Raw genomic sequence first — 21,815 nt, 5'->3', positions numbered from 1 at the left:
GTCATGGCTGACACCAACCAGATCAAGCACGTCGCCTCGCCGCTCGCACGCCAGACTCTCCTGGACAGCGACCTCACCCGCCCCGTTGCCGGCAACCGCCCGATCAAGCTGCTGCCCTGGCTGCAAGTGATCAAGATCGGCGGCCGCATCATGGATCGCGGCCACGAAGCGATCCTCCCGCTCGTCGATGAATTGCGCGCGCTGCTGCCCGAGCATCGGCTGCTGATCCTGACCGGCGCCGGCATCCGCGCCCGCCATCTCTACAGCGTCGGTCTCGACCTCGGCCTGCCGGTCGGCTCGCTGGCGCCGCTCGCTGCCAGCGAGGCAGGCCAGAACGGCCACATCCTCGCAAGCCTGCTGGCACCGGAAGGCGTCTCCTATATCGAGCACGGCACCATCGCGAGCCAGCTCGCGATCCACCTCCAGGCCGCGCGCGCGGTCGTCGGCAGCGCCTTCCCGCCCTACCACCATCACGAATTCCCGACCTCGCGCATCCCGCTGCATCGCGCCGACACCGGCGCCTTCCTGCTTGCCGATGCACTCGGAGCTGCAGCCCTCACGATCGTTGAGGACGTCGATGGCGTCTACACCACCGATCCCAGCGGCGCCGATGGCAAGAAGGCGGAGCTGCTGAAGGAGACCAGCTTCTCCGACCTTGCGAAGCTGAAGGGCACACTGCCGTTCGATCCCGCGCTGCTCGAGGTGATGGCGAACGCACGGCATCTCGCGCGTGTGCAGGTGGTGAACGGCCTGGTTCCGGGCCGGATCAGCGCGGCGCTGCGCGGGCAGCATGTCGGGTCGATCATCAAGACCGGTGCCAAGCCAGCGTAGCCCTCGGCCGAGTTCACAAACAACAAGCCCCGGAGATCACTCCGGGGCTTTTGACTCTGTGCTCGCAGGGCGGATGAGCGAAGCTAAACCACCCTGCACATTCGCACCTAGCGCAGCGCCGAAAACACGATGAGGCCAAGGATCAGCGCCGTCAGCGAGTACTTCAGCGTGTAGTAGACGTTGCGGTTCCACTCCTTGACCTTGCGGCTGCCGAGATGGATCTCATAGAGCTTGCCGAACACCTTGTTGAGCGCACCGACGTGCTCGCCGTCGACGTTCTGGGTCGCCGATGCCTTGACGATGTGATGGCTGACCCAGCGATTGACCGCGGTCATGAAGCCGTACTTCATGGGACGCTCGACGTCGCAGAACAGGATGATGCGGTTGACGTCAGTCTGATTCTCGGCACTGTGGATGAAGGTCTCGTCGAACATGAAGGCCTCGCCGTCGCGCCAGACGCATTCGACGCCGTCGACGAGGATCCGGCACTTGTTCGAGTTCGGCGTGACCAGGCCGAGGTGATAGCGCAGCGAGCCAGCGAAGGGATCGCGGTGCGCCCCCAGCTTGCCGCCCGGCGGCAGCATCGCGAACATCGCGCCGTGCACGCTCGGGATCGACTTGAGCAGCTCCACCGTCTTCGGACACAGCGTGTTCGCCGAGGGCAGGAAATCGTCGTACCATTTCAGGTAAAAGCGCTTCCAGCCGCTCTTGAAGAACGAGTAGAAGCCCCAGTCGTTATTCTTCGCTGCCGCGCGGATGAAACCTTCGTCGAACAGGCGTACCGCCTCGTCGCGGATGGTCTCCCAGTTCTCGCTCAGCGGCTTCAGCTCCGGAAACTGCTCGACCGAGATCACCGGCCGGTTCGGCACGGCCGAGCCGGCATACATCAGCACGTTGTAGGGTGCGAGATAGGTCGAGTGATCCCCGAGCTGCCGCGCGAAGCGCAGCCGCTGCTTGCCGCGAAAGTGAACGTAAAGCGTCGAGGCCGCGAGCACATACAGAATGACGAGTTGCGGCGCAAAAAGCTGTTTCAGCATTTCCCCAGTCCCAAGTGATCCAGCCGGGCTGTCGTGTAACCCGACACAGGCCCAGCGGCAAGATATTCGCCGGTGGGTTGCAATCAAGTTGGGGCATTGGAACCCGGGGACGAAATTGGCCGAAACGAGCCGAATTGCGTTTTCGGCAGGACTGGAAACCTCCGAAAGGTCAGGCGTTTGGAATCAGCGACACCGGCGAAGGCCCTGACCACCGGGGCAGAATCCGCAACGCACCGCATTGGCAGCCACGCCGTTCAGCGTGCCTTAAGGCTCTTCTTGAGCTGGGCAAAATGCTTCTTCAGCCGCGGCACGGCGAAATCGGTGAAGGCTCGCACCTTGGGCACCGTGAGCCGGCCCTGCGGAGCGATCAGGTGTGCCGGCATCTCCGGATCCTCGTCGCCGGCCAGCACGATCTCGAGCTCGCCGCGCGTGACCTGCTCGGCCACCTGATACGAATACATCCGCGCAACGCCGCGCCCGGCGACGGCCGAGGCTACAGCCGCGTAGGTGCTGTTGGCCGTGAAACGCGGCGTGAACTGGACCGTTCGCGGCACCGACGAGCCCGCCAGTGGCGCAAAGGTCCAGGAATGCGGCAGATGCGCCATCGCCACGATCTGGTGCTTTGCGAGATCGCCGGGTTCGTTGATGCGTGGATGCTGCTTGAGATAACGCGGTGCGGCCACCACGACACGGCTGATCTCGCCGACCCGCATCGCCACCATCGTCGAATCCGCAAGGGGGCCGATGCGAAGCGCGATATCGACGCCCTCCTCGATCAGATTGACGGCGCGGTCGAACAGCAGGAGCTTGGCCGACACCGTCGGATAAGCGTCGAGAAACCCGTCGAGGATCGGCCGGAGCACCATCTCGCCGGAGACCACCGGAGCCGTGATCGTGAGCAGGCCGCGTGGCGCGGTGCGCGGCCCAGCCGCGATGTCGTCGGCTTCTTCCAGCTCGGTCAGGACACGGCGGCAAATCGCGACATAGCGCTCGCCCTCCTCGCTCAGCTTGATCGAGCGCGTGGTCCGGTGCAGCAGTTCGGCCCCGACCCGCTCCTCAAGAAAGGCAATCGCGCGGCTGACGGCCGCAGGCGACCGGCCGAGCTTGCGCCCTGCAGCCGCCAGACTGCCCTCGTCCACCGCAAGGACAAACACCTTCATCGCATCCAGACGATCCATGCCTTCCCGTCGCCCTTTCAAATTCCACTGACAAATTAGGCGCTTGACCGAACCACGACAACTGCCGCCAGGCGCCGATCCGGCATTCATACGCGCGGCGAAAGAGTGTCTGCCGGGCAGCGCGTATTCGCGGCTGCGCCGTCGCGGCGTATTTCAGCGGGCACGCCAGCAAGCGCTGGCACCGATCAACAACGGGAGCCCGCCATGGGTATCGAGCAGAAGGTTGCCATCATCACCGGTGCATCGCAGGGCATTGGCGCGGCGCTGGTCCAGGGTTTTCGCGATCGCAATTATCGCGTGGTCGCCACGGCACGCTCTGTCAAGCCGTCGGGCGATGATGACGTTCTCGCCGTTGCCGGCGACATCGCCGACCGGAAGACTGCCGAGCGCGTGGTCGCGCAGGCCGTCGCCCGCTTCGGCCGTGTCGACACGCTGGTCAACAATGCCGGCATCTTCCTGGCAAAGCCGTTCACGCAATACACGGCCGAGGACTATGCGGCGGTGATGGGCACCAACGTCGCCGGCTTCTTCAACATCACGCAACTCGCCATTGCCGAGATGGAGAAGCAGAGGTCCGGCCACGTCGTCCAGATCACGACCACGCTGGTCGATCAAGCCAACTCGAACGTTCCCTCGGTGCTGGCCTCGTTGAGCAAGGGCGGTCTGAACGCCGCGACCAGGTCGCTCGCGATCGAATATGCAAAGCGCGGCATTCGCGTGAACGCGGTGGCGCCGGGGATCATCAAATCGCCGATGCATCCGGTGTCGACGCATGCCCAACTCGGCGCGATGCACCCGGTCGGCCACATGGGCGAGATGTCCGACATCGTCGATGCCGTACTTTACCTGGAGCAGGCGAGCTTCGTCACCGGCGAGATCCTGCATGTCGATGGCGGCCAGAGCGCCGGCCATTGAGGGCACGCCGGGCAAGGCAAATACGCAGGAGATCGACATGACCGATACGAATGCAGACACCAGGCCTCGAGCCCCGGCCCGGCCGCATCAGCGATCGGGCTCAACATGGCGATACGCCGTGGCGGGACTGTCGGCCTCATTGGTCGGGCTTGGCCTTGCCCGCTTTTCCTACACACCACTGATCCCGGCCTTGATCGCGGCAAAGTGGTTCAGCGCATCCGACGTGGTCTATCTCGGCGCGGCCAACCTCGCCGGCTATCTCGCCGGCGCACTGGCGGCGCGAACCGTCGCCACACGCATCGGCGCGGTCCACGCGCTGCGGGCGATGATGGGGCTTGCCACTCTCTCCTTCTTTGCAAGCTCAGCCCCGGTGTCCTTCATCTGGTTCTTCGCCTGGCGTTTCCTCTCCGGCCTCACCGGCGGTATCATCATGGTGCTGGCCGCTTCGGTCGTTCTTCCGCACACTTCGGCCGCGCGGCGCGGCATCGTCGGCGGCGTGATCTTTGCCGGCGTCGGCCTCGGCGTCGCGGCATCGGGCACGCTGGTGCCGCTGCTGCTGCAACAGGGCTTGCAACAGAGCTGGTATGGCCTCGGTGTGTTCTCGGCCGCGCTGACGCTCGCAAGCTGGTGGAACTGGCCTGCGGAAGCAAAGACTGATGCTGCGCCCTCGCACCAAGCGAAGCCGCATCACGCCTCGCCCGCCACGCTTGCGTTGCTGATTCAGTACGGCCTCAACGCGGTCGCGCTGGTGCCGCACATGGTCTTCATCGTTGATTTCGTGGCGCGAGGTCTCGGCCAGGGGATTGCTGCGGGATCACACTATTGGGTGCTCTATGGTCTCGGTGCGATCGTCGGCCCTCTCGTTACCGGCCATCTGGGCGATCGCTCGGGTTTTGGACCGGCGTTGCGTGCAGCCTTTCTGATCGAGGCTGCTGCCGTGCTGCTTCCCACTGTCAGCACTGCGCCCGCTTCGCTGATCGTGTCGAGCATCGTGGTCGGCGGCTTCACGCCGGGTATCGTGCCGCTGGTGCTCGGGCGTATCCATGAGCTGGTTCCGCACTCGAACGAGCAGCAGCGTGCGACCTGGAGCCACGCCACCACGAGCTTCGCGCTGTTCCAGACAGCAGCCGCTTACGGCTTCTCCTGGATCTACGCGAACACCGGCGGCGATTATCTGGTGCTGTTTGCCCTCGGCGGCGGCGCAGCCGTGCTGGCGCTCGCGATCGACATCGGTCTCTCGCTCACCGCGCGCAAGGCATGACTGCAGACGGCGGCGTGATCAGGAATACCGCATCACCCCGTCATCGATCCGGCCGAAGCGCAGCGAGACGATATCGAAGGCGTAGTTCTGGTACAGCCGCCACGGCTGCTTCGAGCCCTGCTTGGGCATTTTCGCGACCGATCGCTGCACATAGCCCGAGGTGAAATCGAGCGAGGGCTGCGCGGTGATCTCCGGGTCGTCATTGTGCGGCATGCACTGGCGGAAATTGTGCCGGTCCATGCAGTTGATGAGCCGACAGACATATTCGCAGGTGAGATCGCATTTCAGCGTCCAGGACGCATTGGTGTAACCGAAAGCCGACGCCATGTTCGGCACATCGGCATACATCATGCCCTTGTAGGTCAGCGTGTTCGCGAAATCGACGGCGCGGCCGTCGACGCTGACCTCGAGGCCGCCGACGACCTGGAGCACGAGGCCCGTCGCCGTCACGATGATGTCGGCGGGAAGCTCGCTGCCGTCCTTCAGGCGGATGCCGTCGCGGGTAAAGCTGTCGATCTCGCTGGTGACGACGGCGGCGCGCTTTTCGCGGATCGCCTTGAAGAGGTCGCCATCAGGCACGAGGCATAGCCGCTGGTCCCAAGGATTGTAGCGCGGCGTGAAATGGGTGGCGACGTCGTAGTCCGGACCGAGCGCCATCCGCACGCCACCGAGGATCAGGTTCTTCACCTTGTCCGGCCGCCGCCGGCTGAGCTGGAAGAAGAACATTCCCCACATCACGTTGCGCCAGCGGATGACGTGATAGGCCAGCCGCGTCGGCAAATTCCGGCGCAGCTTGTTGGCGACGGGATCCTGCGCCGGTCGCGACACCACGTAGGTCGGCGAACGCTGCAGCATCGTGACCTGCGCCGCGGTCTTGGCGAGTTCCGGCACCAGCGTCACCGCGGTCGCGCCCGAGCCGATCACGACGACGCGTTTTCCAGCGTAGTCGATGTCCTCGGTCCATTTCTGCGGATGCACGATGCGGCCGGCGAAATCAGCCGCGCCATTGAACTCCGGCGTGTAGCCCGCCTCGTATCTGTAATATCCCGCGCACATGAACAGGAAATTGCAGGTGAAGCGCACCAGCTCGGTCGCGCCCTCTCCTGCCGTACGCTCGGCTTCGACGGTCCAGCGCGCGTCGGGCGTCGACCACGCCGCGCGCTTGACGCGATGGCGGAAGCGGATGTGCTTCTCGATGCCGTTCTCGGTCGCGGTCTCGCGCACGTAGTTCAGGATCTGCGGCCCGTCGGCGATCGCCTTCGGATCGGTCCACGGCTTGAAGGAATAGCCGAGCGTGAACATGTCGCTGTCGGAGCGGATGCCTGGATAGCGAAACAGATCCCAGGTGCCGCCGATGCAGTCGCGGCCCTCAAGGATGACGTAGCTTTTGCCCGGGCACTTGGTCTGGAGATGATAGCCCGCGCCGATGCCGGACAAGCCGGCGCCGACGATCAGCACGTCGAAATGTTCTTGTTGCATGGTTTCCTCCGCCGGCGGGGATAGTCCGACCGCAAGCCCGGGCCGTCAATCCGCAACAACCGAACCGGGAAGCGAATTTTTGCACCGGCGCCGCCGCCTCCCGCCGCGCGGACAAAGCAAAAGGCCCCGGATCACCCCGGGGCCTTCGCGCGTTCTGAACGGATCGAACTCAGTAGCGGTAGTGATCCGACTTGTACGGACCTTCCTGCTTCACGCCGATGTAGTCGGCCTGGTCCTTGCGCAGCTCGGTGAGCTTGACGCCGATCTTGGCGAGGTGCAGACGCGCGACCTTCTCGTCGAGCGACTTCGGCAGCACGTAGACTTCCTTCTTGTACTTGCCGTCCTTGTTGTTGGCGTAAAGCTCGATCTGCGCCAGCGTCTGGTTGGTGAAGGACGCCGACATCACGAAGGACGGATGGCCCATCGCGTTGCCGAGGTTCACGAGGCGGCCTTCCGACAGCATGATGATGCGGTGCTTGTCGGGGAATTCGATCTCGTCGACCTGCGGCTTGATGTTGGTCCACTTCAGGTTACGCAGACCCGCGATCTGGATCTCGTTGTCGAAATGGCCGATGTTGCAGACGATGGCACGATCCTTCATCGCGCGCATGTGCTCGATGGTGATGATGTCCTTGTTGCCGGTCGCGGTGACGAAGATGTCGGCGCGGGGCGCGGCATCTTCCATGGTCACGACCTCGTAGCCTTCCATCGCGGCCTGCAGCGCGCAGATCGGATCGACTTCCGACACCATCACGCGGCAGCCGGCCTGGCGCAGCGAGGCGGCCGAACCCTTGCCGACGTCGCCGAAGCCCGCGACCATCGCGACCTTGCCCGACATCATGACGTCGGTGCCGCGGCGGATACCGTCGACCAGCGATTCACGGCAGCCATAGAGGTTGTCGAACTTCGACTTGGTGACGCTGTCGTTGACGTTGATCGCCGGCCACAGCAGCGTGCCGGCCTTCTGCATGTCGTAGAGACGATGCACGCCCGTGGTGGTCTCTTCGGAAACGCCCTTGATGCTCTTGGCGATCCCGGCGAAGTAGCCCTTCGGCTTTTCCTTGAGCTGCTTCTTCAGAAGCGCGAAGAACACTTCCTCTTCTTCCGAACCCGGCTTGTCCAGGAAGGCGGCGTCGCCGTTCTCGGCGCGCAGGCCGAGATGGACGTACATGGTGGCGTCGCCACCATCGTCGAGGATCATGTTCGGGTGACCGCCGCCGTGCCAGTCGAACAGCTTTGCGGTGTAGTCCCAGTATTCAGTCAGGCTCTCGCCCTTGACCGCGAACACCGGAATGCCGGCGGCCGCGATCGCGGCTGCGGCGTGGTCCTGCGTCGAATAGATGTTGCAGGAGACCCAGCGGATGTCGGCGCCGAGCGCTGCCAGCGTCTCGATCAGCACGCCGGTCTGGATCGTCATGTGCAGCGAGCCGGCGATGCGCGCGCCCTTGAGCGGCTGCTTCGGGCCGAACTCCTCGCGGGTGGCCATCAGGCCGGGCATCTCGGTCTCGGCGAGCGAGAGCTCCTTGCGGCCGAAATCGGCGAGCGAAATGTCCTTGACGATGTAATCGGTGAAGCCGGGCTTCGCGTTCATGGCAGGTTCCTGTTTGTTTGGCTCGTCATTCCGGGCGCTCGCGAAACGACCGAACCCGGAATCCAGCAGTTCGAGATTCCGGGGTCGCCGCTGTTGCGGCGCCCCGAAATGACGCAAGAGAATCAGACGGCGCGCTTGAGCGCTTCGACGAGATCGGTCTTCTCCCAGGAGAAGCCGCCCTCGTTGTCCGGCGTGCGACCGAAATGGCCGTAGGCCGAGGTGCGCGCGTAGATCGGGCGGTTGAGGTCGAGATGGCTGCGGATGCCGCGCGGGGTCAGGTCCATCGCCTTGGCGGCGGCCTTCTCGAGCTGATCCTCGGACACCTTTCCGGTGCCGTGGGTGTCGATGTAGATCGACAGCGGACGCGCCACGCCGATGGCGTAGGCGAGCTGCAGCGTACAGCGATCTGCAAGACCGGCGGCAACGATGTTCTTGGCGACGTAGCGCGCAGCATAGGCTGCCGAGCGGTCGACCTTGGTCGGATCCTTGCCGGAGAACGCGCCGCCGCCGTGCGGGGCCGCACCGCCGTAGGTGTCGACGATGATCTTGCGGCCGGTCAGGCCGGAGTCACCATCGGGACCGCCGATGTAGAACTTGCCGGTCGGGTTGATGTGCCAGATCGTCTTCGGCGTGATCCAGTCCTTCGGCAGCGCTTCGCGGACATAGGGCTCGACGATATCGCGGATCTGCTTCGACGAGATGTCCTCGACCAGATGCTGGTGCGACACCACGATCTCGCGCACGGCGACCGGCTTGCCGTTCTCGTACTGCACGGTGACCTGGCTCTTGGAATCAGGACCGAGCACCTTCTCCTTGCCGGAGTGGCGGGCTTCGGAGATGAGACGGAGGATCTTGTGGGCGTAGAAGATCGGCGCCGGCATCAGGTCGGGCGTCTCATTGGTGGCGTAACCGAACATGATGCCCTGGTCGCCGGCGCCCTCTTCCTTGACTTCGCCCGGCTGGAGCGCGTCAACGCCCTGCGCGATGTCGGCCGATTGCGGATGCAGCAGGATCTCGATGTCGGCCTTCTGCCAGTGGAAGCCGTCCTGCTCGTAGCCGATGTCCTTGATCGCCTCGCGCACGACGCTTTCGATCTGCTCGTTGGTGACCGACTTCGGACCGCGGGTCTCGCCGGCGATCACGACCTTGTTGGTGGTCGCCAGCGTCTCGCAGGCGGCGCGGATCTGCCAGGGATCGATGCCGGCCTTCGGCCCTTCGCGGTAGAACAGGTCGACGATTTCATCGGAGATCCGGTCACAGACCTTGTCCGGATGGCCTTCGGACACGGACTCGCTGGTGAAGAGATAGGACGCGCGCATCAAGAAACCCCTTGTTCCACCGCTATCGGCGGACGTTTGCGATGTTTACAGTTGGATGATGTCAATCACGCCGGCGCGAGATGACGTAGGATTCGTCGAGAAACCAGAGCCCGTTGTACTTTCGCAGCACATCCCTGGCGGCATCCAGGGTGCGGCCGTTTTGAGTCATATCTGTCAACCGGTCGTCCTCAATCTGAGCGACATACACCGCCGCATTCCAGGCTGCAAAGGCTGTCGAGGTTCCGATGGTACCCGTCACCTCGTTGGGCAGCGCTTCCATATCATACCTGAAGATCGAACGGTTATCCGCGTAGGCATTAAAATTCAGGTCGCGGCCCAACGATCCCAGCTCGTACTTTACGGCGCGCAATAGCTCATGACGGCTCACCGAGAAAGGATTTTCTCCGGGCCAGATCGCCTGGATCATTTCCATGCCGGGATCGTGACCATGGGAGTGGATTCCGATCAGGCGGCCGCCCGGCCGTAGCGCCCGCGCCAGCGGTGCAATGATCCGCTTGGCGCGGAAATTGACCGAAGACAGGGCCCGGTATGGCTGGGATGCGATGACGAGGTCGAAATTGGCCTCGGTCTGGCCCGGCCGCGGAATGGTCGAATCCAGCAGAAACCTGTGGTCCTCGCGGTAAAGCACCAGCACGACCGGCCGCTCGTACAGCGGCATGGCCGTACGCGGGCTGATCGCGGCCCGCCAGTTCTGCTCCAGGAACGGCCGCAGTTCGGCAATCTGCTGCTCGAATTCGCCTGACGAGGCGCCCCGCAGCGGGACTTCGTGCCAAACGGTCGCAGCCGCCGCCGCGGGCGACGCCGGCGTGAGCCAGGGCGCCTCCGAATAGAACATGTTGGTGAAGACGAAAACCGACGCCGGATGCTCGAAAATGCGGTCCGGCACCTTCTCCAGCGTGAGGCGCAGATCCTCGAGACTGAGCTCCTTGCCGGCCACGTAGAACGGCATATGCGGGTAGCGCTGATGGGTGGCGCGCAGCACCCGCGCCAGCACCGTGCCGTCGCCAACGCCGGCATCGAAAATGCGCAGCGCCGGCGGACGCGGATGGATGGTCGAAAGCTCCAGCGCCACCCGGTCGGCGATCACCCGCTTCTCGCTGCACGTATGCACGAACAGCAGGTATTTCTGCCGGTTCTCGAAGAAGCGGAAATTGCCGCGCGGATCGCGCTTTTCCGGAGGCACCTGAAGCCCCCGCGGCGGCGGCAGGCCGCCGGTCGTCGATGCCGCGATATAGGCCTGGATCCGCTCCAGCGTATCGATGGTGATGCGCTTGCCCTCGCGCAGGCGGTGCACGAGCTTCCCATCGTTCACAGCACGCCGGCCGAACGTCGATTCCGCCATGTCCGCCTTGCGGCAGAACTCGGTGATTTGGCTGAGGATTTCGTCGTTCTTCATCGGATGGGACGGAGGTGGGCAGAGGAGTTGGGACATGTCTCCTAGCAGATCCTGCCCACTCAGGGAATACGGCAATCCGCTTTACCCCAGATACGATGGCGCCCGCGTGAACCGCAGTGGGCCACCGGACAACAAACAAGCACTTCTCCTGAAGGAATCTCCGCCATGCGCTGCCTGCTCGTCGCGCTCGCTCTGCTCGCCGCACCCCTGTGGTCGGCACCCGCATCAGCCCAGTCGCGCAGCCAGCTCGGGCCGCTCTGCACCACCGACACCACGCCGGCGGACCAGATGGTCGACGCCTGCTCCAAGATCATTGCCCTGAAGGCTTTCAAGGGCGAGCAGCTCGCGACTGTGTATTTCTGGCGCGCGGTGGGCTGGAACAAGAAAGGCGACTACGCCAAGGTCATTGCCGACACCACCGAGGCGATCCGGCTGCAGCCGAGCCAGGCGGTCTACAACTTGCGGGGCTCGGCCTATTACGACAAGGGCGACTACGACATCGCCATCGCCGATTTCGACGATGCGCTGAAGCTTGGGCCGGCGAGCGGCATCATCTTCCACAACCGCGGCAATGCCTGGCGCGGCAAGGGCGACTACCCCAAGGCGATCGCCGACTACGACCTCTCGATCAAGGCCGATCCAAGATCGGCATTCTCGTTCCAGAACCGCGGCATCGCCAAGGAAGCGCTCGGCGATCTCGACGGCGCGCTCGCCGACATCAACCAGGCGATCCGGCTCGATCCGACACTGCCGCAGCCGCTGATCAACCGCACCGCGATCTGGCGCGCGAAGAACGATCTCGATCGCGCCATTGCCGACGGCAGCGAGGCGATCCGGCTCGCCAAAGACAAGCCGCCGGTCAACATCATGACGCCGCCGAACAGCGTGCTGATCTCCGCCTATACCCATCGCGCGCTGGCCTATGAGGCCAAGGGCGATTACGCGCGCGCGAAGGACGATTATAACGCCACGCTTGCGATCGTGGCCTCGGACGCCGGCAGCAAGGCCAATCAGGCCACCGCAAAGGTGCGGCTGTCGCTGGTGACGGATGCAGCCGCGCCGATCCCGCGCGAAGCGCCTCCGCCGACGACGCAGCCGACAGCGGCCCCTGCCCCGCAGCAGGCAGGCGCAGCACCAGTTTCGCCAGCACCCTCGCCGGCACCGGCCACTCGCGGCACCCGCATGGCGCTGGTGATCGGCAACGGTGCCTATGCGCATGTGAAGGCGTTGCCCAATCCCCCCAACGACGCGCGCGCTGTCGCCAAGAGCCTGCGCGACATCGGCTTCACGGTGTCGGAGGGCGTCGATCTCGACCGCGCCGCGATGCAGAAGATGACGCGCGAGTTTCTGCGTGCGGCGGCACGGGCGCAGGTCGCGCTCGTCTACTACGCCGGTCACGGCGTGCAGATCGACGGCCGCAACTACCTCATTCCCGTCGATGTCGAGCTCAAGCCGGGCACCCGCATGACCGACGCGATGATCGACATGGATACGATCACGGCCGGCCTCGACGACCAGGTTCGCACCAACATTTTGATCTTGGATGCGTGCCGCAACAATCCGATGGCACAGCAGACTGCAAGCGCCGGCAGCAGCCGCGGCATCGAGGGCGCGTCCGGCCTCGCAGCTCCAGCGAGCCTAGGCTCCGGCGCGACGCTGGGGGCAGGCACGCTGATTGCGTTCGCGACCGCGCCGGGCCAGGTGGCGCTCGACGGCGAAGGCGCCAACTCACCATTCTCCGCCGCGCTGTCCCGCCACCTCGGAACGCCGGGGCTCGAGGTTCAGCAGATGCTGACGCGGGTGCGGGCGGAGGTGGTCTCGACCACGAAGAACAAGCAAGTGCCGTGGTCGAACTCATCGTTGCTGGGCGAGGTCTATCTGGCGGAAAAATAATCAGGCGGCTTGCGAGAGATTTCCCTTCGCGCTGTCGGCAATTTGCCGTGCTTCGATGCTGATTTCCCGCAGCTGTCCCGTGGGCACAGTGATCTGTCCGCAGAAATAAAGCCCCGGTTCGGCGCTCGGCTTTCCCGTCACACGCGGCATGCCGTGATCGTCGAAGACGCCAGCAACATCCGGGATCAGGGTCCGCAGGTCGGGGCGAAAGCCCGTGGCAAGAATCACGGCGTCGAATGTCTCCATCGTGTCGTCGGTGAACACGACACCGTCGGCGGTGAAGCGATCGATTCCGGGACGCACGGCGATTGCGCCGCTCCTGATTTTCGCGAGCGTGCCGATGTCGATCAGCGGCACGCGCCCGTCCTCTTCGACCATCTGTCGTGGTCCCTTTGCCGCACGACGCAAGCCGAGCTTTTCGAAATTGCCGATGGCAAGCCGCAGTATCGGCGCGTTGATCGCATCGACGAGGCGCGCCGGCAGCCGACGGTACAAGATCACCCAAGACAGGATTGGAAGGCCGAGCAGATTGCGCGGAATGATCTGAACCGGATTGCGCACCGCGAGCCCAACCGAAACACCGGCATTGGCAAGGTCGAGCGCGATCTCACCACCTGAATTGCCGAAGCCGACCACGAGCACACGACGACCGGCGTAGGGCTCAGGGTTGCGATAGCGGCTGCTGTGGAGAAGCTCGCCGGAAAAAAAGTCCATGCCCGGCCATTTGGGACGATACGGCGCATCTGCGATGCCGGTGGCGATCACCACGACCGGCGCGACGAACTCACCCTGTCGAGATTCGACACGCCATTGCGGCCCTTCGCGCCTGATACGCGAAACCTCCGCACCGAATACGGGATTGATCTCGAAGCGCGCCGCGTAGCTCTCGAGATAAGCGACCATCTGCGCGCGCGATGGATAGAGCGGATAGCTCGACGGCATCGGCATGCCGGGGAGGCCGGAACGGTTGCGGTCGGTGTGCAGATGCAGCCGGTCGTAATGGCGACGCCAGACCGCACCGACTTCAGTGGCCTTCTCCAGCACGGTGGCCCTGAGGCCTGCCGCGCGCAGCGTCGCGGCACAGGCGAGCCCCGCAGGGCCCGCTCCGACGACAATCGCATCAGGGTTCGGATCCATGTCTCCTCCCCCTGAGATGCTAAGGGCTTATTTGCCCCAGACTTCGTTGGCGATCTCGACTGCGAGGCTCAGCTTGGCCCACTGCTCTTCTTCGGAAAGGATATTGCCCTCTTCCGTCGAAGCAAAGCCGCACTGCGGCGACAGCGCGAGCTGCTCCAGCGGCGCGAACTTGGCGGCTTCCTCCAGGCGGCGCTTGATGTCGTCCTTCTTCTCGAGCTCGCCGAACTTCGAGGTGATGACGCCGACCACGACGACCTTGTTGCCCTTGGGCAGGAAGCGCAGCGGCTCGAAGCCGCCGGCACGGTCGCTGTCGTATTCGAGGAAATAGCCGTCGTAATTGGTACCGGCGAGCATGGTCTCGGCCACCGGCTCGTAGCCACCCGAGGAGATCCAGGTCGAACGGAAATTGCCGCGGCAGACATGCGTGGTCACGATCATGTCGGCCGGTTTCTCAGCCAGCGCGTAGTTGATGACGCGCGCGTAGATCTGCTGCAGGCCTTCCGGATTATCGCCGCGCTCGCGCGCCTTCTGCAATTCGTCCGGCGAGCAGAGATAGGCCCACACGGTGTCGTCGAACTGGAGATAGCGGCAGCCGGCGTCGTAGAACGCCTTGACGGCCTTGCGGTAGGTCTTGCCGAGATCCTCGTAGAACGCGTCGAGATCGGGATAGACGTCCTTGGAGATCGACTTGCGACCGCCGCGGAAGTGCAGCACGGCCGGCGACGGGATCGTCATCTTGGCGGTGACGTGCGCCTGGTCTGCGTTCTTCTTGAGGAAGCGGAAGTGATCCAGCATCGGGTGGTTGTCGGGGAAGTCGAGCTTGCCGATCACGCGCACCGCCTCGTGACGGGTCTGCACGCCCGCGAACTGGATACCGGAATCGGGATGAAACAGCTCGCAGCCGGTGAGCTTGGCCAGGAAGTCGAAATGCCACCAGGAGCGGCGGAACTCACCGTCGGTCGCGAGCTTCAGGCCGACCGAAGCCTGCTTGTGCACGACCTTCTCGATCTCCATGTCCTCGATCTTGCGCAGATCGTCGGCCGAGATCTCGCCCTTCTCGAGCTTCGCGCGGGCGTCCTTGATCTTGGCGGGGCGCAGAAGGCTGCCGACCTCGTCGGCGCGGAAGGGGGCTTTGGTTCGCTGCATTTCTTAAACTCCCGAGATATTTCCTAGTGGGCCGCCGCCCCTGCAACACCAAGGTGGCGCTCCAGGACCGACGGGTCGGCCTTCAGCGCGGCGCTCGGCGCGTCGTGGACGATCGTTCCGCGCTCCAATATCACAACGCGGTCGGCAAGCCCCAGAATCTTTTGGGCATTCTGCTCGACGATGATCGAGCAGATGCCGCCGGCCCGGGTAATGGCCCCGATCGCCTTGAGCAGCTCCTCGACGATGATCGGGGCCAGGCCTTCGGTCGGCTCGTCCAGCAGCAGGACCTTTGGGTTGAGGGTCAGCGCGCGGCCGATCGCCAGCATCTGCTGCTCGCCGCCGGAGAGTTGGTTGCCGAAATTGCTGCGGCGTTCCTTCAGCCGCGGGAACATCTCGTAGACCTTCTCGACGGTCCAGGGGCCGGGCTGCGCCACCGCCGTCATGTTCTCTTCCACCGTGAGCGAACGAAAGATGTTGCGCTCCTGCGGGACCCAGCCGATGCCGGCGCGTGCCCGCTGGTCCGGCCGCAGGGTCGTGACGTCGGTGCCGGCAAGCCCGACCGTGCCTGAGAAGCGACGGGTGACGCCGACGATGGAGTTGATCAGCGTGGTCTTGCCGGTGCCGTTGCGCCCGAGCAATGCCAGCACCTGCCCCTCGGCAAGGCGCAGCGACATGTTGGGCAGCACCACCGCCTCGCCATAGCCGGCGCGCAGGGACTCGATAGCGAGCAGGTCAGACATTGACCGCCTCCTCGCCCAGATAGACGGCCTTCACCTGCGGATCGCGCGCAACCTGATCGGGCGGACCTTCGGTCAGCAGTGCGCCCGAGACTAGCACCGAGATGCGATCGGCAAAGGAGAAGACCAGATCCATGTCGTGCTCAATCAGGAGCACGGTGACGTCGCGCGGCAGCGCGCCGACCACCGCCAGAATATCGTGGCGTTCGCTCTCGGGGACGCCCGCGGCCGGCTCGTCGAGCAGCAGCACGCGCGGTTTGCCGGCAATGGCGACCGCGATCTCGAGCAGCCGTTGCTTGCCGTAGGGCAGCGTCACGGTCTGTTCGTTCATGACGTCGAGCAGGTGGAAGCGCGTCAGGAGATCGGCGATCTCGTCATTGACATCGCTGCGCGTGCCCATCCGCCGCCACCAGTCGCCGCCATGGCCGAGGCGTTCGGAGACGGCGAGGCCGATGGTCTCCAGCGGGGTCAGCTCGGGATAAAGCTGGTTGATCTGGAACGTGCGGGAGAGACCGCGCAGCACGCGCTTGTGCACGGGCAGATCGGTGATGTCCTGGCCTTCGAGCAGGATGCGGCCGGAGTTCGGCTTGAGCACGCCGGTGAGCTGGTTGATCACCGTGGTCTTGCCGGCGCCGTTCGGACCGATCAGCGCATGGCGGGCGCCCTGCTCGATCTTGAGCGACAAATCGCGGGTGACACGCAGGCCGCCAAAAGTCTTTTCGAGGCTCTGGGTTTCGAGCGCGATGGTCATGCCTCGCTCTCCGGCACGGCGACGACGGCCTTGCGTCCGGCGATCCGCCTGATCACGAGGTTGGGCAGGAACAGCACGCCGTAGTGCAGGCGCTGGCGACCGACCAGCACGATCACGACCAGCACGAGGCCGATCCAGAACTGCCAGTATTGCGGGGTGATGGTGGAAAACACTTCCTGGAGCATGCGGAAGATCACGGCACCGATCAGGCCGCCATAGAGATAACCGGTGCCGCCGATGACGAGCACCAGCATCAAATCGGCGGAGCGGTCGAAGGCGAACACGTCGAGCGAGGCAATCGCAGTGGTCTGGGTAAACAGCGCGCCCGCGATGCCGGCATAGAACGCCGCGAGCGAGTAGATCGCGATCAGGCGGCGGTTGACGGGAATGCCGATGGCGGCCGCACGCAGCGGATTGTTCCTGATCGCGCGCAGCGACAGGCCGAACGGCGAATGCACGATGCGGCGGGCGAGCAGGAACAGCACGAACAGCACGACCAGCGAATAGAAGAAGCCGGCCTTGCCGAACATGTCGAACGGGACTTGGCCGAGAATCGGCTGCATCTCGATGCCCTGCAGGCCGTCGGTGCCGCCGGTGATGTTGGAAAACCGTTCGGCGAGCGCCTCCAGCAGCAGCGCGATGCCGAGCGTCACCATCAGCCGGGTCAGGTCGACGCCGCGGATCACCAGGAAGCTGGTGGCAAAGCCCAGCACCATCGCTGCGAGGCCCGCCGCGATCAACGCCAGCACCGGCTCGTTGACGATGCCATGCAGCGCCAGCAATCCCGCGGCATAGGCGCCGACGCCGAAGAAGGCAGCGTGACCGAGCGAGACGATGCCGGCATAGCCGAGGATGAGATCGAGCGACATCGCAAACAGCGCCAGCCGCAGGATGTCGGTCATGATCAGATAACGCGTGGGAAACAGAAAGCCGCAGGCGAGCACGACGAGCCAGAAGGCGGCCTCGCCATAGTGCCAGCGCGCCTGCCGCTGGGCGTGATAACCGACGTCGGAAGAAGCGCTCATCGACAAGCTCAACGCGCGGCCGTGCGGCCGAACAGGCCGTTCGGGCGCCAGATCAGGATCACGATCATCATGGTATAGATCACGAAGGGTCCCATCTTCGGCACGTAATATTTGCCGGCGACGTCGCCGATGCCGAGCAGAAGCGAGGCCAGGAATGGTCCGGTGATCGAGGACGAGCCGCCGACCGTCACCACGATCAGGAAGTAGATCATGAACTTCAGCGGGAAATAGGGATCAAGACCGAGGATCTCGGCGCTCAGCGCGCCGCCGAGACCGGCGAGCCCGCATCCAAAAGCAAAGGTGAAGGCGAACACCTGCGGCACGTTGATGCCGAGGCCGCTGGCGGCACGCGGGTCGTCGACCGCGGCGCGCAGGCGGCTGCCGAAACGGGTCTTGGCCAGCACCATCTGGAGACCGATGGTGAGCAGGCCGCAGATCACGATGATCATCAGCCGGTAACGGCCGATGCCGACGCCGAACACGTCGAACTGGCCCTCGAGCGCGGCCGGCAGGTTGATGAAGACGCGCGAGGAGCCCTGGACGTAATCGACGGCCGCGACCGACATGAAGGTCAGGCCGATGGTGAACAGCACCTGATCGAGATGGCTGCGCGCATAGAGATGACGATAGAGCGTGCGCTCGAGCACAATGCCGATCGCGGCCGCCGAGACGAAGGCGAGCGGCAGCGCAGCGAAGAACGGCCAGCCGTGCTGGTTCACCAGCAGCATGCAGACATAGCCGCCTGCCATGGCGAAAGCGCCGTGGGCGAGGTTGACGAAGTTCATCAGGCCAAGCGTGACCGCGAGCCCGCAGGCGAGCACGAACAGCAACATGCCGTAGGCAACGCCATCGAACAGATTGGTGAGGATTGAGGTCATCGTCTCAGCTTGGGTTGGGTGTCATGGCCGGGCGCAAGCACGAAGTGCGTCTTCGAACATACATCCCGGCCATCCACGTTCTTGTCTGGGCTCTCACGTGGATGCCCGGGTCAAGCCCGGGCATGACGTTGGAGCGGTTGGCGAGATCCCGGGTTCGCGCCAATGCGCGCCCCGGGATGACGCGCTTTCGCGCGTCACTTCTTGGTCTTGCCGAGATCCTTGACGCCTTCGAAAGTCTGGAATTCGACATTGTACAGTTCGCCGTCGACCTTCTCGACCTTGCGGATGTAGACGTTCTGGATGATGTCGCGCGTTTCCGGATCGATCGAGATCGGGCCGCGCGGACTCTCCCACTTCTGACCCTTCATGGCTTCGACCAGCTTGGTGCCGTCGGTGTCACCGTTGGTCTTCTTCAGCGCCTCGTAGATCAGGTGGATGCCGTCATAGCCGCTCACCGCCATGAAGCCGGGACGCGTGCCGAACGCCTTTTTGTAGGCGGCGACGAAGTCCTTGTTCATCTGCGAGGGATGCGCCGCCGAATAGATGTGCGCGGTCACGGTCCCGAGCACGGCGTCGCCCATATTGTTGAGCAGGTCGTCGTCGGTGACGTCGCCCGGTCCGATCACCTTGATGCCGGCCTTGTCGAGGCCGCGCTCGGCATATTGCTTCATGAAGTTGCCGCCCTGGCCCGCCGGCACGAACACGAAGATCGCGTCGGGCTTGGCATCCTTCATGCGCTGAAGGAACGGCGCGAAGTCGGGGTTGGCGAGCGGCGTCTTGACCTCTTCGACCACCTGGCCGCCGCCGGCGGTGAAATGCTCCTTGAAGAAGTTGAGCGCATCATTGCCCGGCGCGTAGTCCGAGGTCAGCGTTGCCACCTTCTTGATGCCGTTCTTCGCCGCCCAGTCGCCAATGATGGTCGAGGACTGCGCGAGCGTGAAGCTGGTGCGCACGATATAGGGCGAGCGCTCGGTGATGATCGAGGTGCCGGCCGCCATCACGACTTCCGGGATCTTGGCCTGGGTCGCGAGCGGGGCAGCGGCGAGCGCGGCCGGCGTCACGCCGAAGCCGCCGATGAAACTGACCTTGTCGTTGACGATCAGCTCCTGCGCGGCGGTCTTGGTCTTGTCCGGGATCGCAGCATCGTCCTTGACGATGATCTCGATCTTCTTGCCGGCGACGGTGTCGCCCTTCTGCTGCATGTAGAGCTTGATCGCGTTCTCGATCTGCTTGCCGGTCGAGGCCTGGCCGCCGGTCATCGGCAGGATCATGCCGATCTTGACGGTGTCTTCCGCCTTGGCCGGTGCGAGGCCGGCAAGGCCCGCGATGGCGGCAAGAACGGCCGTCCGAGAAATCTGTTTGCGTTCGAACATCAGGTGTCCCTCCCCTTCATTCCTTAATTCTCGTGCGCCGGACCGAGTGCCCGGTCCTTGCTTCACCTTAATCTACGCGAGCGAAGTCGCGCGTCACATGGCGTCTTTCGCGCCCTCATTGTCAATCGGACGTTTGGCGACCATTCGGCGCAAGCCGCACGTTCCGATTGTCGACGGCGGGAAGCGACATCGTGGTTACGCGGGGGTAACCCGAGCACCTCGATCCTGGCCACGTCCATTTGTACGATTGTACAAATAAAATGGACCTGTCAACGAAAAAGCCCAGCTGCGGTGGAAGCCAGATTGTCGCGCGATCACGACAGTCCAGGAATGCGCCCGCACGCAGGGACGGAGATTTCGTCATTCATCTGCAGAATTCAGAGATCAACGACGAGGCAAATCCCTGATATTAGGTATTTTTGTACCTACCTCGAATAAGCCAATTTTACCTTGTTGAAGGCTACCGTTCCGCAGCGCCGGTCGACCGGCGTTCGGCCCCCTCGTCCCGATTGCAGTACATCCGAAGATGCCCAGACGTTTCCGCTCCATCGTGTCCCTGCTCGCGCTCGCCGCGGGGCTGGCTGGATGCGGCACTGTCAATGAGAAGCTTTCGGCGGGCATGGGCGACTATGTCCCGCAATGGGCCGGCGGACTGCCGGCGGACGCGCCGCCGCGGCCGGGTACGCCGCAATACGATGCCTATATGAAGGAGCGCGAGCGCAAGCGGCTGATGCCCGCGGCGGATCGCGAGAAGGAAGAGCAGGCGCAGAAGGGCGTGACCGGGTCGACTTCGAGCGACGCGGTGCGGTAGGACCACGCGTTCCCTCGCCCCCGCTTCAACTCAGTCCACGAACACCACGGTCTTGCGGCCGTTGAGGATCACGCGGTCGTCGAGGTGATAACGGATCGCGCGCGCCAGCACGCGCCGCTCGATGTCGCGGCCCTTGCGGACGAGATCTTCGGGCGTGTCGCGATGGCTGATGCGCTCGACGTCCTGATCGATGATCGGACCTTCGTCGAGATCGCGCGTGACGTAATGGGCGGTGGCGCCGATCAGCTTCACGCCGCGCTCATGGGCCTGGTGATAGGGCTTCGCGCCCTTGAAGCCCGGCAGGAACGAGTGGTGGATGTTGATGCAGCGGCCGGACAGGCTGGCCGAGAGGTTGTCCGAGAGGATCTGCATGTAGCGGGCGAGCACCACGAGATCGGTGCCGGTGTTGGCCACGAGATCGAGGATCTGCGCCTCCTGCTCGCTCTTCGTTTCCTTCGTGACAGGCAGATAGTGGAACGGGATGCCGCCGAAATCGAGCCCGGCATAGACCTCGCGCGGATGGTTGGAGACGATCGCGGCCAGGGTCATCGGCAATTCGCCGGTGCGCCAGCGATAGAGGATGTCGACCAGGCAATGGTCGGACTTCGACACCAGCAGCATCACCTTGCGATGCGCGGCGCGGTCGCGCATCTGCCACGCCATGCCGAAGCGCTCGGCGATCGCGGCAAAGCCGGTCTGGAGCGCCGCCAGTTCCACGGCAAGATCGGCCGCGGTGAACACCACGCGCATGAAGAACTTCCTGGTCTCGACATCGTCGAACTGCTGGGCGTCGAGAATGTTCTGTCCGGAGTTCGCCAGGAAGGTGGACACTGCGGAGACGATGCCGGGACGATCCGGACAGGACAGGGTCAGAACGTATTGATGATCGGGCATGGCTGTTGAAGAAATGGCTCTCGATGAAGGTTTGGGCAGGCCCGCGAAACGACCCGCGATTTGCGCCCTGCTCTAGCACCGAGGCGACCCTTGCGCCAATCCCGACGACGGAGTCAGGATGAATGGACGATTGCGATTTTGA

At 64.1% G+C, this 21,815-nt stretch carries 19 protein-coding genes; 5 read left to right on the top strand and 14 right to left on the bottom strand.

The features are described from left to right. The first annotated feature begins 3 nt into the window (after window positions 1-3). Window positions 4-831 (top strand): amino acid kinase family protein, encoded by an 828-nt coding sequence (locus tag JQ631_RS30225; protein WP_212333201.1) that lies wholly within the window; start codon window positions 4-6, stop codon window positions 829-831. 107 nt (window positions 832-938) lie between these two features. Here JQ631_RS30225 and JQ631_RS30220 read toward each other — a convergent pair whose 3' ends face one another. Continuing rightward, entirely contained in the window at window positions 939-1,868 is a 930-nt protein-coding gene (locus JQ631_RS30220; protein ID WP_212333199.1) for an aspartyl/asparaginyl beta-hydroxylase domain-containing protein, read from the bottom strand. Window positions 1,869-2,122: 254 nt separating this feature from the next. Beyond that, the gene (locus tag JQ631_RS30215) at window positions 2,123-3,046 is read right to left on the bottom strand and encodes a LysR family transcriptional regulator (protein WP_212333198.1); all 924 of its coding nucleotides are present in this window, start codon (window positions 3,044-3,046) and stop codon (window positions 2,123-2,125) included. Between the two features lie 204 nt (window positions 3,047-3,250). Between JQ631_RS30215 and JQ631_RS30210 the strand changes: the two genes are divergently transcribed. Together JQ631_RS30210 and JQ631_RS30205 are read left to right on the top strand one after the other, a co-directional pair. Next, window positions 3,251-3,961: an SDR family NAD(P)-dependent oxidoreductase gene (locus JQ631_RS30210; RefSeq protein WP_212333197.1), complete on the top strand. Its 711-nt coding sequence runs from the start codon at window positions 3,251-3,253 to the stop codon at window positions 3,959-3,961. 37 nt (window positions 3,962-3,998) lie between these two features. Then, window positions 3,999-5,222: a YbfB/YjiJ family MFS transporter gene (locus JQ631_RS30205; protein ID WP_212333196.1), complete on the top strand. Its 1,224-nt coding sequence runs from the start codon at window positions 3,999-4,001 to the stop codon at window positions 5,220-5,222. Between the two features lie 18 nt (window positions 5,223-5,240). Here JQ631_RS30205 and JQ631_RS30200 read toward each other — a convergent pair whose 3' ends face one another. The 4 genes from JQ631_RS30200 to JQ631_RS30185 all read right to left on the bottom strand — a co-directional run bounded on the left by JQ631_RS30200 (window position 5,241) and on the right by JQ631_RS30185 (window position 11,028). Next, on the bottom strand, window positions 5,241-6,701 hold the full coding sequence (locus tag JQ631_RS30200; RefSeq protein WP_212333195.1) for a flavin-containing monooxygenase: 1,461 nt from the start codon (window positions 6,699-6,701) through the stop codon (window positions 5,241-5,243). Window positions 6,702-6,870: 169 nt separating this feature from the next. Next, on the bottom strand, window positions 6,871-8,292 hold the full coding sequence (gene ahcY, locus JQ631_RS30195; protein ID WP_212333194.1) for an adenosylhomocysteinase: 1,422 nt from the start codon (window positions 8,290-8,292) through the stop codon (window positions 6,871-6,873). A 122-nt stretch (window positions 8,293-8,414) separates the two neighbouring features. Continuing rightward, window positions 8,415-9,611: a methionine adenosyltransferase gene (metK, locus tag JQ631_RS30190; protein WP_212333193.1), complete on the bottom strand. Its 1,197-nt coding sequence runs from the start codon at window positions 9,609-9,611 to the stop codon at window positions 8,415-8,417. Between the two features lie 61 nt (window positions 9,612-9,672). Continuing rightward, on the bottom strand, window positions 9,673-11,028 hold the full coding sequence (locus JQ631_RS30185; protein WP_212301238.1) for a hypothetical protein: 1,356 nt from the start codon (window positions 11,026-11,028) through the stop codon (window positions 9,673-9,675). A 165-nt stretch (window positions 11,029-11,193) separates the two neighbouring features. Here JQ631_RS30185 and JQ631_RS30180 point away from each other — a divergent pair, with 165 nt between their 5' ends. Beyond that, window positions 11,194-12,921 carry a caspase family protein gene (locus tag JQ631_RS30180; RefSeq protein ID WP_212333191.1) on the top strand — a complete coding sequence of 576 codons (1,728 nt, stop codon included), beginning with the start codon at window positions 11,194-11,196 and terminating at the stop codon, window positions 12,919-12,921. Here the strand turns inward: JQ631_RS30180 and JQ631_RS30175 are convergent, their stop codons facing one another. The 7 genes from JQ631_RS30175 to JQ631_RS30145 form a co-directional block, all read right to left on the bottom strand. Continuing rightward, window positions 12,922-14,058: a flavin-containing monooxygenase gene (locus tag JQ631_RS30175; protein WP_212333189.1), complete on the bottom strand. Its 1,137-nt coding sequence runs from the start codon at window positions 14,056-14,058 to the stop codon at window positions 12,922-12,924. Between the two features lie 27 nt (window positions 14,059-14,085). Then, entirely contained in the window at window positions 14,086-15,204 is a 1,119-nt protein-coding gene (locus JQ631_RS30170; protein ID WP_212333187.1) for a cobalamin-independent methionine synthase II family protein, read from the bottom strand. A gap of 23 nt (window positions 15,205-15,227) precedes the next feature. Continuing rightward, window positions 15,228-15,944, bottom strand: a complete 717-nt coding sequence (locus JQ631_RS30165; RefSeq protein WP_212333185.1) for an ABC transporter ATP-binding protein — start codon at window positions 15,942-15,944, stop codon at window positions 15,228-15,230. Continuing rightward, window positions 15,937-16,692, bottom strand: a complete 756-nt coding sequence (locus JQ631_RS30160) for an ABC transporter ATP-binding protein (protein ID WP_212333183.1) — start codon at window positions 16,690-16,692, stop codon at window positions 15,937-15,939. The genes JQ631_RS30165 and JQ631_RS30160 overlap by 8 nt, the downstream gene beginning before the upstream one ends. Beyond that, window positions 16,689-17,717, bottom strand: a complete 1,029-nt coding sequence (locus JQ631_RS30155; RefSeq protein WP_212333181.1) for a branched-chain amino acid ABC transporter permease — start codon at window positions 17,715-17,717, stop codon at window positions 16,689-16,691. Before JQ631_RS30155 ends, JQ631_RS30160 begins: the two co-directional genes overlap by 4 nt. A gap of 8 nt (window positions 17,718-17,725) precedes the next feature. Then, the gene (locus JQ631_RS30150; protein ID WP_212333179.1) at window positions 17,726-18,595 is read right to left on the bottom strand and encodes a branched-chain amino acid ABC transporter permease; all 870 of its coding nucleotides are present in this window, start codon (window positions 18,593-18,595) and stop codon (window positions 17,726-17,728) included. A gap of 194 nt (window positions 18,596-18,789) precedes the next feature. Further along, a complete protein-coding gene (locus JQ631_RS30145) occupies window positions 18,790-19,968 on the bottom strand; it encodes an ABC transporter substrate-binding protein (RefSeq protein ID WP_212333177.1) in 1,179 nt (392 codons plus the stop codon). 526 nt (window positions 19,969-20,494) lie between these two features. On the opposite strand from JQ631_RS30145, the gene JQ631_RS30140 reads away from it, so the two are divergent. Further along, window positions 20,495-20,779 (top strand): hypothetical protein, encoded by a 285-nt coding sequence (locus JQ631_RS30140; protein WP_212333176.1) that lies wholly within the window; start codon window positions 20,495-20,497, stop codon window positions 20,777-20,779. 30 nt (window positions 20,780-20,809) lie between these two features. On the opposite strand, the gene purU is transcribed toward JQ631_RS30140, so the two are convergent. Further along, window positions 20,810-21,673 (bottom strand): formyltetrahydrofolate deformylase, encoded by an 864-nt coding sequence (gene purU, locus JQ631_RS30135; protein ID WP_212333175.1) that lies wholly within the window; start codon window positions 21,671-21,673, stop codon window positions 20,810-20,812. Window positions 21,674-21,815: the final 142 nt, after the last annotated feature.

Origin of the sequence: Bradyrhizobium manausense (assembly GCF_018131105.1) — a bacterium.
In the GTDB taxonomy this organism is placed as follows: Bacteria; Pseudomonadota; Alphaproteobacteria; order Rhizobiales; family Xanthobacteraceae; genus Bradyrhizobium; species Bradyrhizobium manausense_B.
This window is presented reverse-complemented; position numbering and strand designations above follow the sequence as displayed.

Excerpts from the sequence above, each read along its gene's own strand:
- JQ631_RS30225 (WP_212333201.1), top strand. The coding sequence starts at position 4 with ATGGCTGACACCAACCAGATCAAGCACGTCGCCTCGCCGCTCGCACGC.
- JQ631_RS30220 (WP_212333199.1), bottom strand. The coding sequence starts at position 1,868 with ATGCTGAAACAGCTTTTTGCGCCGCAACTCGTCATTCTGTATGTGCTC.
- JQ631_RS30215 (WP_212333198.1), bottom strand. The coding sequence starts at position 3,046 with ATGGATCGTCTGGATGCGATGAAGGTGTTTGTCCTTGCGGTGGACGAG.
- JQ631_RS30210 (WP_212333197.1), top strand. The coding sequence starts at position 3,251 with ATGGGTATCGAGCAGAAGGTTGCCATCATCACCGGTGCATCGCAGGGC.
- JQ631_RS30205 (WP_212333196.1), top strand. The coding sequence starts at position 3,999 with ATGACCGATACGAATGCAGACACCAGGCCTCGAGCCCCGGCCCGGCCG.
- JQ631_RS30200 (WP_212333195.1), bottom strand. The coding sequence starts at position 6,701 with ATGCAACAAGAACATTTCGACGTGCTGATCGTCGGCGCCGGCTTGTCC.
- ahcY (WP_212333194.1), bottom strand. The coding sequence starts at position 8,292 with ATGAACGCGAAGCCCGGCTTCACCGATTACATCGTCAAGGACATTTCG.
- metK (WP_212333193.1), bottom strand. The coding sequence starts at position 9,611 with ATGCGCGCGTCCTATCTCTTCACCAGCGAGTCCGTGTCCGAAGGCCAT.
- JQ631_RS30185 (WP_212301238.1), bottom strand. The coding sequence starts at position 11,028 with ATGAAGAACGACGAAATCCTCAGCCAAATCACCGAGTTCTGCCGCAAG.
- JQ631_RS30180 (WP_212333191.1), top strand. The coding sequence starts at position 11,194 with ATGCGCTGCCTGCTCGTCGCGCTCGCTCTGCTCGCCGCACCCCTGTGG.
- JQ631_RS30175 (WP_212333189.1), bottom strand. The coding sequence starts at position 14,058 with ATGGATCCGAACCCTGATGCGATTGTCGTCGGAGCGGGCCCTGCGGGG.
- JQ631_RS30170 (WP_212333187.1), bottom strand. The coding sequence starts at position 15,204 with ATGCAGCGAACCAAAGCCCCCTTCCGCGCCGACGAGGTCGGCAGCCTT.
- JQ631_RS30165 (WP_212333185.1), bottom strand. The coding sequence starts at position 15,944 with ATGTCTGACCTGCTCGCTATCGAGTCCCTGCGCGCCGGCTATGGCGAG.
- JQ631_RS30160 (WP_212333183.1), bottom strand. The coding sequence starts at position 16,692 with ATGACCATCGCGCTCGAAACCCAGAGCCTCGAAAAGACTTTTGGCGGC.
- JQ631_RS30155 (WP_212333181.1), bottom strand. The coding sequence starts at position 17,717 with ATGAGCGCTTCTTCCGACGTCGGTTATCACGCCCAGCGGCAGGCGCGC.
- JQ631_RS30150 (WP_212333179.1), bottom strand. The coding sequence starts at position 18,595 with ATGACCTCAATCCTCACCAATCTGTTCGATGGCGTTGCCTACGGCATG.
- JQ631_RS30145 (WP_212333177.1), bottom strand. The coding sequence starts at position 19,968 with ATGTTCGAACGCAAACAGATTTCTCGGACGGCCGTTCTTGCCGCCATC.
- JQ631_RS30140 (WP_212333176.1), top strand. The coding sequence starts at position 20,495 with ATGCCCAGACGTTTCCGCTCCATCGTGTCCCTGCTCGCGCTCGCCGCG.
- purU (WP_212333175.1), bottom strand. The coding sequence starts at position 21,673 with ATGCCCGATCATCAATACGTTCTGACCCTGTCCTGTCCGGATCGTCCC.